11 protein-coding genes are annotated in these 11,279 nt (G+C 56.0%); 9 read left to right on the top strand and 2 right to left on the bottom strand.

Going from position 1 to position 11,279, the window contains the following annotated elements; all coding sequences use genetic code 11:
- Window positions 1-14: 14 nt before the first annotated feature.
- The 9 genes from Q1W70_RS23485 (at window position 15) to Q1W70_RS23445 (ending at window position 8,778) form a co-directional block, all read left to right on the top strand.
- A complete protein-coding gene (locus Q1W70_RS23485; protein WP_302098097.1) occupies window positions 15-1,532 on the top strand; it encodes an indolepyruvate oxidoreductase subunit beta family protein in 1,518 nt (505 codons plus the stop codon).
- Window positions 1,533-1,537: 5 nt separating this feature from the next.
- Window positions 1,538-1,966: an acyl-CoA thioesterase gene (locus tag Q1W70_RS23480; protein WP_302098096.1), complete on the top strand. Its 429-nt coding sequence runs from the start codon at window positions 1,538-1,540 to the stop codon at window positions 1,964-1,966.
- Between the two features lie 14 nt (window positions 1,967-1,980).
- Window positions 1,981-4,302, top strand: coding sequence for a bifunctional salicylyl-CoA 5-hydroxylase/oxidoreductase (locus Q1W70_RS23475; protein WP_302098095.1), 2,322 nt, complete (start codon window positions 1,981-1,983; stop codon window positions 4,300-4,302).
- A gap of 34 nt (window positions 4,303-4,336) precedes the next feature.
- Window positions 4,337-5,464 (top strand): cupin domain-containing protein, encoded by a 1,128-nt coding sequence (locus tag Q1W70_RS23470; protein ID WP_302098093.1) that lies wholly within the window; start codon window positions 4,337-4,339, stop codon window positions 5,462-5,464.
- A 36-nt stretch (window positions 5,465-5,500) separates the two neighbouring features.
- Entirely contained in the window at window positions 5,501-6,445 is a 945-nt protein-coding gene (locus tag Q1W70_RS23465) for a fumarylacetoacetate hydrolase family protein (RefSeq protein WP_302098092.1), read from the top strand.
- A gap of 24 nt (window positions 6,446-6,469) precedes the next feature.
- Entirely contained in the window at window positions 6,470-7,270 is an 801-nt protein-coding gene (locus Q1W70_RS23460) for a carbon-nitrogen hydrolase family protein (RefSeq protein ID WP_302098087.1), read from the top strand.
- Window positions 7,271-7,340: 70 nt separating this feature from the next.
- A complete protein-coding gene (locus Q1W70_RS23455) occupies window positions 7,341-7,499 on the top strand; it encodes a hypothetical protein (protein WP_302098086.1) in 159 nt (52 codons plus the stop codon).
- A gap of 53 nt (window positions 7,500-7,552) precedes the next feature.
- On the top strand, window positions 7,553-8,254 hold the full coding sequence (locus Q1W70_RS23450; protein WP_302098908.1) for a maleate cis-trans isomerase family protein: 702 nt from the start codon (window positions 7,553-7,555) through the stop codon (window positions 8,252-8,254).
- 80 nt (window positions 8,255-8,334) lie between these two features.
- Window positions 8,335-8,778 carry a MarR family winged helix-turn-helix transcriptional regulator gene (locus Q1W70_RS23445; protein WP_302098085.1) on the top strand — a complete coding sequence of 148 codons (444 nt, stop codon included), beginning with the start codon at window positions 8,335-8,337 and terminating at the stop codon, window positions 8,776-8,778.
- 26 nt (window positions 8,779-8,804) lie between these two features.
- On the opposite strand, the gene Q1W70_RS23440 is transcribed toward Q1W70_RS23445, so the two are convergent.
- Window positions 8,805-9,422: a flavin reductase family protein gene (locus Q1W70_RS23440; RefSeq protein ID WP_302098083.1), complete on the bottom strand. Its 618-nt coding sequence runs from the start codon at window positions 9,420-9,422 to the stop codon at window positions 8,805-8,807.
- A gap of 249 nt (window positions 9,423-9,671) precedes the next feature.
- Window positions 9,672-11,279, bottom strand: a complete 1,608-nt coding sequence (locus Q1W70_RS23435) for a phytoene desaturase family protein (RefSeq protein ID WP_302098082.1) — start codon at window positions 11,277-11,279, stop codon at window positions 9,672-9,674.

The raw sequence follows: 11,279 nt of genomic DNA, 5'->3' as shown, positions 1-11,279 counted from the left end.
CTGGGATAATCGCTATGACTCATGAGCCAATCAAAATTGCCATTCTTGCCATGGGCGGCGAGGGGGGCGGTGTACTTGCCGACTGGATCGTCAATTTGGGCGAGCACAATGGCTACTTCGCTCAAACCACATCGGTGCCAGGTGTGGCTCAGCGGACGGGCGCGACCATTTACTACGTGGAACTTTTCCCCGGTGCGAACGTGGAAGGTCGCCGCGTGCCTGTACTGTCGCAAGCTCCGCTTCCTGGCGACGTCGATATCGTCCTGGCATCAGAGTTGATGGAGGCAGGTCGCGCTGTACAGCGTGGATTCGTGACCACCGACCGTACGACCCTTATCTCCTCCACCCACCGGGTCTACTCCATCGCTGAAAAATCCGCCATGGGTGATGGCCGTGTCTCAAGTCAAGCTCTTCTGGATCAGGCCCGAAATGCCGCTAAGGAGTTCATCTGTTTCGACATGGAAAAGGCAGCGGAGAAAACGGGCAGTGTTATCTCTGCGGTTCTGTTCGGAGCGCTGAGCGGTGCAGGGGTGTTGCCATTCAACCGTAAGCAATTCGAGGAAACCATCGAGCTGGGCGGGGTAGGTGTCAAACCAAGTCTCAAGGCTTTTGATCTCGGATTTACCCTGGTACGCGATGGTGGAGCTGAACAAGCTTCCACGGCGATCAAAGTCGCTTCTAGCTGGGAGCAGGCCAGGACAGGCAAGCTGCATCGTGATGTCGTAATGCTCGTTGATCGTTTGTGTTTGCTGCCCGAAGACGTGGCGGAGCTCGCCTATGAAGGGGTGAAGCGCCTGATTGACTATCAAGATCCCGCGTATGCCGCGCTCTATCTGGATCGACTCGAAAGGGTTGCTCAGGCACCAGGCGGTAGCGATCGTGGGCTGCTCCGCGAGCTGGCACGCCATCTGGCTCTTTGGATGTCTTTTGAGGACACCATCCGTGTTGCTGATCTGAAAAGCCGTGGCACCCGTTTCGACCGAGTACGTGGAGAGGTTCGCAGCAAGACCGACCAGGTTCTGCACATTCAAGAGTACATGCACCCACGGCTAGAAGAGATTTGCGAAACGCTACCCGCTGGCTTGGGGCGGTGGTTGGCGAAGCCACACTTCCTGAACCGTCTAGTCGGACGGATGACGCAAAGTGGTCGCACCGTGAAGACGAGCTCCTTGAGCGGGTTCTTGCTGCTGCATGGACTGGCCAAGTGGCGTCGCTGGCGTCGTTCGACCCTTCGCTACCAGCTGGAAGACGCGCGTATCGAGGCGTGGCTGGAGCGGGTCAAAAGGCTTGCGGCCATCGACCCCGTGGTCGCGCTGGAAGTTGTTCAATGCCAGCGGCTGGTGAAGGGCTACAGCGATACCCATAGCCGCGGACTCAAAAATTTCGAAGTATTAATGGCGGCTGTAGATCGCCACAAAAATGTCCTTGGTGCACCCACTTTGCGGGAACTTAGAAACGCAGCGCTCGCTGACGAGCACGGGTTCAAATTAAAAGAATCGCTCAATCGGCACGCGCTTACTGCTGAAGGATAAGTCTTATGAGTCCAGATAAATTCGAGAAGTCGCACAAGATTCGTTTTGCTGAATGTGATCCGGCAGGGATTGTTTTTTATCCCCAGTATTTTGTCATGTTCAATAATCTTCTAGAGGAATGGATTGATAACCTGCTTCCTGAAGTTGGATTCGCTGGTTACATTGGTGAGCTCAAATATGGAATGCCGTCAGTTCGGATTGAGGCGGATTTCAAGTCCATCAGTAAAATGGGTGATGAAGTTGTATTGACTCTTGATGTTGTGCGTCTGGGGTCGAAGTCAATCACCCTGCAACTTCAATGTATGTCCCCTGATGGTGAGGTTCGCGTAAGTGTCACGCAGGTTCTGGTTACCACGTCGTTGGTAACTCATAAAGCTATTGAAGTTCCTAGCGTATTACGCAAGGTGCTGGCTTCATCGCCCATTCAAGAATAAAAGGAGATCGCATCGTGAAAATCGCATGTATTGGTGGTGGGCCAGCTGGCCTTTATTTCGGTCTGCTCATGAAACTGCATGATCCAAGCAATCGCGTCGTCGTAATCGAGCGTAATCGCCCTTACGACACGTTTGGTTGGGGCGTAGTCTTCTCTGACGCCACCCTGGACAACCTTCGCGAAGCAGATCCTGTCTCGGCACAGACCATCTCCAGCGCGTTTAACCGCTGGGACAACATTGATATTCATTTCAAAAATGAAATGGTGCGCAGCGGTGGCCACGGGTTCATCGGGATCGGTCGTAAAAAACTCCTGAACATCCTCCAAGCACGTTGCGAGGAGGTTGGTGTCGAGTTGGTGTTCGAGACCTTCGTCGAGGACGATCAAGAAATCGCGCGCAAGTATGAGGCTGATCTTGTGATCGCTGCGGACGGCATCAATAGTCCGACGCGTACCCGTTACCAGGAAACGTTCAAGCCGGACATTGATCAGCGGAACTGCCGTTTCGTCTGGTTGGGAACGCGCAAGGTCTTCGATGCCTTTACCTTTCTCTTCGTTGAGACTCCGCACGGCTGGTTCCAAGCCCACGCTTACCAGTTCGAGGATGGTCTCAGCACTTTCATCGTCGAGACTACTGACGAAGCTTGGCAGGCCGCTGGTATCGACCAGATGTCCCAGGAAGAAGGTATTACGTACTGCGAGAAGATCTTCGCGCCGTGGCTGCAGGGTGAGCCACTGATCTCCAACGCTGCTCACCTGCGCGGCTCGGCCATCTGGATTCGTTTCCCGCGTGTGATGTGCGGTCGCTGGGTTCAGTGGACGAAGCCATATGGAGAGAGCGGCCAAGACGTTCCCGTTGTCCTCATGGGTGATGCAGCCCATACCGCCCACTTCTCCATCGGCTCCGGTACCAAGCTCGCCCTTGAGGATGCGATTGAACTCTGCAACACCCTCAAAGAGTCCGGCGATTTGCGCGAACGCCTTGCCCACTATGAAGAGGTGCGTGGTGTCGAAGTTCTGAAGATTCAGAACGCGGCTCGCAACTCTACCGAGTGGTTCGAAAACGTGGCGCGTTACGAGGGGCTTGAGCCTCAGCAGTTCGCCTATTCCTTGCTGACGCGCTCTCAGCGTATCTCGCATGAAAACCTGCGACTGCGAGATTCAAAGTGGCTGGGAGGCTATGAGGCATGGCTGGCACGGCGCGTTGGAATTGATGTAGGGCAGGGCGCCAAGCCGTGTCCGCCTATTTTGACGCCCTTCACCGTCCGCGATTTGACGTTGGTGAACCGTGTCGTGGTTTCGCCCACCATGCTGTATAGCGCTAACGAAGGCGTTGTCGGTAATTTCCACATGGTTCACCTCGGCAGCCGGGCCCTTGGCGGTGCCGGCTTGGTAATGGCTGAAGCCACTGCGATCAGCCCCAATTCTCGCGTTAGCAAGGGTGATACCGGCTTATGGAATGAAGACCAGGTAGCTTCGTGGAAACGGGTGACCGATTTCGTTCACAACAGCAGCCAGTCCAAGGTAGGTATTCAGCTCAGCCATTGTGGTCGCCGAGGGTCGACTCAGAAAGGGTGGGAAAAGCCCGAACAACCTCTCAAAGAAGGTAACTGGCCTCTGATTGCTGCCAGCGCGATACCCTACCTCGACGGCGTCACGCAAACACCAAAGGCGGCCACGCAAGCTGACCTTGCCGAGATCCGAGAGGCTTTTGCTCAAGCTGCGGAGCGTGCTGCACGTGCCGGTTTTGACTGGTTGGAAATCCAGGCTGGCCATGGCTTCCTTCTTTCCAACTTCATTTCGCCTCTCACCAACGAGCGTACCGATGAATACGGCGGTTCGCTTGAAAACCGTCTTCGCTTCCCGCTTGAGGTCGTCGCAGCAGTTCGCAAAACCTGGCCAGAGAATCTTCCGCTTTCGGTACGCATCTCTGCGACCGACTGGGCGGAGGGCGGTACCACAGTTGATGAAGCTGTCGCGATCGCACGCGCGCTGAAGGTCGTGGGTGTAGACGTCATCGATGTCTCCAGCGGTGAGGTGGTCGCGAACCAGCGTCCAGTGTACGGGCGCATGTTCCAGACGCCATTTGCAGACAGGGTGCGTAACGAGGCGGGTATCCCAACCATCGCGGTAGGTGCCATAAGCGATGCAGACCAAGTGAATGGGATCATTGCTTCCGGTCGTGCTGATCTGTGCGCCATCTCCAGGCCGTATCTCGCAGAGCCGACCTGGTTCCTCCGTGAAATTGCTCGACTGGGCTGGGATTCAACTCAGTGGCCCCAGGCCTATCTGTGGGGCAAAGACGCCTTGCAGCGCAGCTTCGCTACCCGTGTTTAGACCTGAACGACATTGATGTCCTGAGGAGAAAACAATGACTAAATCCTACGATCAATACCGCGAGAATACGCTTGGACGCGCCGACGTCGAAGATACGCCGGAACTGCTCGCTTATTACCGTCAGCTTGATGAACTTCAAGTTGGCGCGCTCTGGACTGTCGCCAACAAGATCGAACCGTGGCAGCCGAAATCGGATTCGGTACCGGTAGTCTGGCGATACAAGGATCTGCGGGAAATTGTGCTGCGTTCCGTGGATCTGGTTACTCCAGAAAAAGCTGGGCGCCGCGTTATCTACCTAAATAATCCGGGACGCACAGAAGTGTCAGCGGCGGTAGGTTGGTTGTATTCGGGCTTGCAGGTCATGCACCCCGGCGAACTGGCCTCCGCTCACGCACATTCATCTTCTGCGCTGCGCTTCATCATGGAAGGTCGGGGTGCCTACACCATCGTCGATGGCCACAAAATGACCCTCGGGGCGAACGACTTCGTTCTGACGCCTAATGGCACCTGGCATGAACACGGTGTCGAGTCCGATGGCCTGCCGTGCATCTGGCAGGACGGCCTGGACATCCCGCTCGTCAATGCACTCGAAGCAGGTTTCTACGCTGTGCACCCAGATCTGCAACAGGCTGTGGGTTTCCCTGTCGATGACTCGGTCAGTCTGTGGGGCGCGGCCGGCCTTCGTCCTCAAAACATCGGCTGGAAAAAACCTTACTCCCCGCTGTTCAAGTACCAATGGGAGCCGACTTACGAAGCCCTTCGCCGCTATGCCGCCGCCAAAGAAGACACCCCCTTCGACGGTGCACTCATGCACTACACCAACCCTGTCAGTGGCGGACATGTCATGGCCACCATCGGCGCAAGCATGCAGCTTCTTCGCCCCGGCTTCGTTGGTAAGGCACACCGGCACACTGGCAGCTTCCTTTATCAGGTAGCTAAAGGTAAGGGCTACTCCATCATCAATGGTCAACGCCTCGACTGGCAGGAACGAGACATCTTCTGTGTTCCGTCCTGGGCGTGGCATGAGCACGTCAACGAAAGCGGTACCGATGACGCCTGCTTGTTCTGCTTCAGCGACCTCCCTGTGATGGAAAAACTTGGGCTATATCGCGAAGAGGCCCTGGCAGACAACGACGGTCATCAGCCCGTCGCTGCCCACTAAACCCCTGCAAACAATAAACGAGAACTTGGAGTTTTTATGCGCCTGGTAACTTTCCGTAGCAACGTCAACGCCGCCGCTCGCCTCGGGGCTCTGGTCGATGGTCTTGTCGTAGATCTTAACGCCCTGGGCCAACACTCGGGCAATGTCATCCCTGACAACATGTTGGACTTCATCGACCTCGGCCCGCAGGCAGTCAGCGCTACTACCGCTTTGCTGAAGAGCTTTGAAGGCAAATGGCCTTTCGGCGTTGCTGTTCCCGCGAGCAACGTCAAACTGCTGGCTCCGATCCCTCGTCCGCGCAAAAACATCTTCGGTATCGGTCTGAACTACGTTGAGCACGTTGAAGAGTCGAGCCGCACCCTGGATACCTCCAAGGAGCTCCCCAAGCAGCCAGTGATCTTCTCCAAGCCGCCAACCACTGTGATCGGGCCTGGCGACGCGATCGAGCACAACGAGAACATCACACGCCAGATGGACTGGGAGGTCGAGTTGGCGGTCATCATCGGCCAGCGCGCCAAGGGCGTTAGCGGTGCTGAAGCACTGAACTACGTGTTCGGTTACAGCGTGATCAACGACATCAGCGCCCGCGATAACCGCCGTGCAGGCCAGTGGATCTATTCCAAAGGGCAAGACACCTATGCTCCCTTCGGGCCAGTAATCGTCACCGCTGACGAACTCCCAGATCCACACAACCTGAACCTCAGCCTCAAGGTCAATGGAGTCATCAAGCAGGAATCCAATACGCGTCACCTGCTGTTCAAAATCCCGACCTTGATCGCGGATATCAGCGCCGGCATCACGCTGGAGCCGGGCGACATCATCGCCAGCGGCACCCCAGCAGGCGTAGGTGCAGGTCGCACGCCGCAAGAGTGGCTCTGGCCAGGTGACGTTGTTGAAGCCTACGTCGAGAAAATCGGTGAGCTGCGCAACCCGGTGGTAGCCGTGGGTGACGAGCCTCGCTCCGGTAAACAGCAGGCTTAAGGGTTTTCTAGAAGGAAGTATTTCATGCTCGAATTACCTCGCTTCAAGGCGGCGGCTGTTCAAACAGCCCCCGTGTTCCTGAATACCGATGCGACAGTGGATAAGACCATATCGTTGATCATGGAAGCAGCAGGCAATGGCGCCAAGCTTGTCGCTTTCCCTGAAGTCTTCATCTCTGGATATCCGTACTGGAGCTGGATCGGTAATCCAATCGAAGGCAGCCCCTGGTTTGAGCGACTCGCGCGTTCGGCCATCGAAATTCCTGGCCCGGAAATAAGCAAGATTGCTCAGGCGGCAGCGCGCCACAAAATCAACGTGGTCATTGGTGTGAACGAGCGAAACCGCAACGGCATCGGCACGCTTTACAACACCGTGGTGACCATCGGTGAGGACGGCACGATCCTGGGGCGTCATCGCAAACTGGTGCCGACTTGGGCAGAGAAGCTGACTTGGGCTCCTGGTGACGCTTCTGCCTTGCGGGTTCACCAAACCAGCGTTGGGCCGTTGGGCGCACTGGCCTGTGGCGAGAATACCAACACCTTGGCGCGTTTCTCCCTGATCGCCCAAGGGGAGTTGATGCACGTTGCAAGCTACATTTCTCTGCCAGTGGCGCCGCCTGACTACGACATGGCCGACGCGATCAAGGTGCGTGCAGCAGCCCATTGCTTCGAGGGTAAGTTATTCACGGCGGTCTCGTGTTCGACCGTATCCGAAGAGATCATCGAGGCCCTGGAGAAAGACTTCCCTCGCGCCCGGGAGACTGCTGACGCGCAAGAACAGCGCTTTCTCTGGTTTCCTCGGCCCAGATGGCCGGGTCATCGGTGAGCCTCTTATCGACGAAGAGGGGATCGTCTACGCAGATATCGATCTGTCGCGTTGCATTCAACCCCGCCAGATGCACGACATCGCTGGGCATTACAACCGCTTCGATATCTTTGACCTCAAAGTGAACCGCCGTCCTCTGCAGGCCGCGCGCTTCGACGATGATCCCACTGAAGTCTTCAGCACCTCATCAAGCGGTGCGTCCGAACAGATCCAGGAGAATGCCTCGTGAGTGAGAGCCGGATTTATCGCATTGGCCAGATTGTGCCGTCCTCGAACACCACCATGGAAACGGAGATCCCGGCTATCCTTCGAATCCGCGAAACCGTTGCTCCTGAGCGGTTCACGTTCCACTCCAGTCGCATGCGAATGAAGCATGTGACCAAAGAGGAGCTGGCAGCGATGGATGGTGACAGCGACCGTTGTGCGTTGGAGCTTTCTGATGCGCGTGTAGATGTGCTGGGCTATGCATGCCTGGTGGCGATCATGAGCATGGGTAACGGGTATCATCGTGTCTCCGAAAGCAGACTCCATCAACGGACGGTCGAGAACGACGGGCCCGCGCCGGTCGTGACCAGCGCCGGCGCCCTGGTGGATGGGCTGCATGCCATCGGCGCCAAGAAGATCTCGTTGCTGGCTCCATACATGAAGCCTCTGACACGTCTTGTTATCGACTACATCGAAAGCGAGGGCATCGAGGTCGTTGATAGCATCTCGCTGGAGATTCCAGACAATCTGGAGGTGGGTCGTCAGGACTCCCGAGCGCCGATCGAGATCACCAAAAGGCTTCAGACTACTGGGGTTGATGCGATCGTTGCCTCGGCCTGCGTACAAATGCCGTCGCTTCAGTCGATTCAAGCCATTGAGGATCGTGTTTGCTTGCCGGTGCTTTCGTCTTCAGTTGCCACCACCTACATGATGCTCAAACGACTAGGCCTCAATACGGCGGTACCTGGTTTCGGCTCACTGCTGTCTGGGCGATACTGATGTCCTGAGCGGGGTTATCCTCGCTCATTCGCAAACGCTACAATCGACGGGATAATTCTGTGCTAGAGGCCATCGCTTGCATGACCAAAACAAACGATTTCGTCGATAACTACCTTCCCGCGCTCCTCGGTCAAGCCTGGCACTTGGTTTCCACGCAATTCCATGCCGTTGTCGAGGAGCACGGGCTCTCTGTGCTCGAATGGCGTGTGCTATCGACTTTGGCCAGCCATGGGGCCATATCCATCTCCGCTCTCGCTCAGGTTACTGTAAGCAAACAACCCACGGTGACTCGCCTGCTGCTGCGCCTTGAAGCGCAAGGCTATGTAGAGCGTTCAACGAGTCTTGATGACCGACGTTTTACACTCGTACGAGTAACACGCGCTGGTCGGCGTCTTGTGACGGGGTTGATCGCGCTTGCTGAAAAGCACGAGGTGGAAATCCTGTCTCCTTTCGAGGATGAGAAGATATCCGCGCTTAAAGAGGTTCTGCGTGAGCTGATCGCACGGCATCAGCCGAAAATCTAAAACGCCCTCTTGCAAGGGCATTTCTCTCACTCGGGTCGGGTCATCTGAAAGAGCCCAGACGGTAAAACCTCAAAGTAATCCGCAGGGCCTCCACCTCTCAGGATTGGGCGGGCCGACGCGGTATCGTAAATCCCATCCATCAATAGTGCCGAATTGATGTGAACCGCGACGACCTGGCCAATGACCATCCAGGTGTTCAGAGGTGTACCATCGAGGCCGCTTAGTTGCTGGACAGAAATGACCTTACATTCAAGTGAAACGGGGCTTTCTGCCACGCGCGGCGACGTCACCTGCGTTGACGGCACAGGGGTCAAGCCGGTCGCCTCGAACTCCTCAACTCCGGCAATCTCGGTACTGCTGCCGTTTACCGATTCAGCCAGGGGGCGGGTAGCCAGGTTGTATACGAAGTGGCCGGTTTCCTGGGCATTGCGGACGCTGTCTTTTTTCCCGACGCTAGAGAAAATCAAGATCGGCGGGCGGTAATTTACGATGTTGAAAAAGCTGTAAGGCGCAAGGTTTGTGCGACCTTCCTGGTTGATGGTTGATATCCAACCAATTGGGCGCGGGCCTAGGATAGCCGGCAGTGGGTCATGGGGAAGGCCGTGTCCATCGGCTACGGAATAGCTGTACGTAGAGGAAGCCATGTTTTTCTCTCACTGGAGTGAGGCGTAAACGTAACGTGGGCAGAGTAGCCGCGCACGTAGCTAGAGGAAATTCATGCAGGGAGTGGATAGTGAAAGCAAGATACCAAGAGCTATAGAGCTTCCGGTGTATTTCTTAACGCTATCAACGAATGAAAACTGAATAGAGCATCGCGGAGAGGAAGGACGTTTACAACAGCTCAAAAAGCCGGGGAGATGATTGGCGCACCTCCCGGTGTCAAAAGGAGACAATCAGCGACGTGAAAGCTTGTCAGCCACAAGGATGCCGGAGCCTGCTCCTAATCCAGGCCCAGGGTGCGTGGAAGCCCCGATGTGGTAGACATTTTTGAGCGTGGTTTTGTTGATACGCGCGCCATGAGTAGAAGCAAAAGGACGCAGCCAGAAGAATTGATCCGGCGAGCAGATTCCGGAGTAAGGATCACCACCGATTAGGTTGCAGTTGAGTTTTTCAAGGTCAGCAGGGGATAAGGTCTTCCTGCCTATGACGATGGAAGAGAGCCCTGGCATGACCTGTTCAAGACGCTTTTGAACGCGATCAGCAAAAGCCTCTCTGACCTGATCGTTCCACTTGCCGTCAGCGGGCGTGGCGATTTCGCCGGCAGCATCACCTTTAAGTGTGGTGGGTAGCTCCAGCATTTGAATCCAAAGAATCCACGAGCCGTCTGGCGCGCGCGATTTATCAACCACTACAGGCTGACCGATACCCAAAGTGGGTTTCGACGGGAGCAGTCCATTATTTGCCTCAGTGACGGAAAGGCAGGTTTGCTCCATGCTTTCCGTCATGTGGACTAGGGGGACTTCGCCCAGCTCTTCGGTGAGCCAACTAGGCTTCGCGCTCAACGCGAAATGGATCTGCATGCAACCGCGCCCATAGCGGTAGCCGTTGGCATGGTCACGTACAGACTTTGGGCTGTATTCGATCAGCTTACCGTACAGCTTTTCAGGCGTCACGTTGCAGACCACGGATTCAGATGCCTGGAATTGGGATCCGTCTGAAAGCGTGACGCCGGTTGCGCGCTCTCTGGTGCCTTGACCGTTGGTGTTGATTCGAACGACATCGCTGTTGGTTCGTACGGCACCACCTTTGGCTTCGATGATGCTTGCAAGGGCGTCAACCAGGCGGCTGCCGCCACCCTTGATCACGGGCATGCCTGCGGTGACCACCGAAGCGAACGTTAGCTTGCCGATGAGCGCGGAAGATGCATCGTCAGGGCCTAATCCGGAGTGCAGCGTCCAAGGGGCAATGAGGGTACGCACTTCATTGGAAATAAAGGTTCGCTCCGACCAGCGACGGAAATTTTCCAAAGACTCAGTAGCAAAGGTAAGCAACCCGTCCACGCCGCGCTTGCGCCACGCTTGGAATAGAGGCTTGAGCATGCTGAGCCCGTATGGATCTTTGCCAAGCATCGTAAAGATAAGACCGGCGTCTTCACCCATCACTTTGGAGAAGGTATTTTTGAGGGCCAGACCATCCCCAAGAGCGATCTTTTCCAAACGCTCACATGCGTCATCCAAATCTCGCGTCAGCGCGATGCCTTTGCCGTTTGGATGAACCCACCCGGTTGAGTACTTGCTGTGCAGCACTTCGACCCCGTGCTTGCGGAGCTCGGGCTCCAACTCCGCATAGGCCGGGCTTCCAGCGAGCAGAGAGTGCCAGGACGAGAGCACTTCGTGAGTGAAGCCAGGGAATAGCTCCTCAGTCCGTATGCATCCACCCAGGCGGTCATTCCGCTCAAGCACAAGCACTCGCTTTCCACGGACGGCGAGAAGCGCAGCTCCGATCATGGAGTTGATTCCGCTTCCTACAAATACCACCTGGTGACTGTTTGCCACGGTCAT

This window comes from Pseudomonas kielensis (genome assembly GCF_030505375.1).
In the GTDB taxonomy this organism is placed as follows: Bacteria; Pseudomonadota; Gammaproteobacteria; order Pseudomonadales; family Pseudomonadaceae; genus Aquipseudomonas; species Aquipseudomonas kielensis.
This window is presented reverse-complemented; position numbering and strand designations above follow the sequence as displayed.

Excerpts from the sequence above, each read along its gene's own strand:
- Q1W70_RS23485 (WP_302098097.1), top strand. The coding sequence starts at position 15 with ATGACTCATGAGCCAATCAAAATTGCCATTCTTGCCATGGGCGGCGAG.
- Q1W70_RS23480 (WP_302098096.1), top strand. The coding sequence starts at position 1,538 with ATGAGTCCAGATAAATTCGAGAAGTCGCACAAGATTCGTTTTGCTGAA.
- Q1W70_RS23470 (WP_302098093.1), top strand. The coding sequence starts at position 4,337 with ATGACTAAATCCTACGATCAATACCGCGAGAATACGCTTGGACGCGCC.
- Q1W70_RS23465 (WP_302098092.1), top strand. The coding sequence starts at position 5,501 with ATGCGCCTGGTAACTTTCCGTAGCAACGTCAACGCCGCCGCTCGCCTC.
- Q1W70_RS23460 (WP_302098087.1), top strand. The coding sequence starts at position 6,470 with ATGCTCGAATTACCTCGCTTCAAGGCGGCGGCTGTTCAAACAGCCCCC.
- Q1W70_RS23455 (WP_302098086.1), top strand. The coding sequence starts at position 7,341 with ATGCACGACATCGCTGGGCATTACAACCGCTTCGATATCTTTGACCTC.
- Q1W70_RS23450 (WP_302098908.1), top strand. The coding sequence starts at position 7,553 with ATGGAAACGGAGATCCCGGCTATCCTTCGAATCCGCGAAACCGTTGCT.
- Q1W70_RS23445 (WP_302098085.1), top strand. The coding sequence starts at position 8,335 with ATGACCAAAACAAACGATTTCGTCGATAACTACCTTCCCGCGCTCCTC.
- Q1W70_RS23440 (WP_302098083.1), bottom strand. The coding sequence starts at position 9,422 with ATGGCTTCCTCTACGTACAGCTATTCCGTAGCCGATGGACACGGCCTT.
- Q1W70_RS23435 (WP_302098082.1), bottom strand. The coding sequence starts at position 11,279 with ATGACCGTGGCAAACAGTCACCAGGTGGTATTTGTAGGAAGCGGAATC.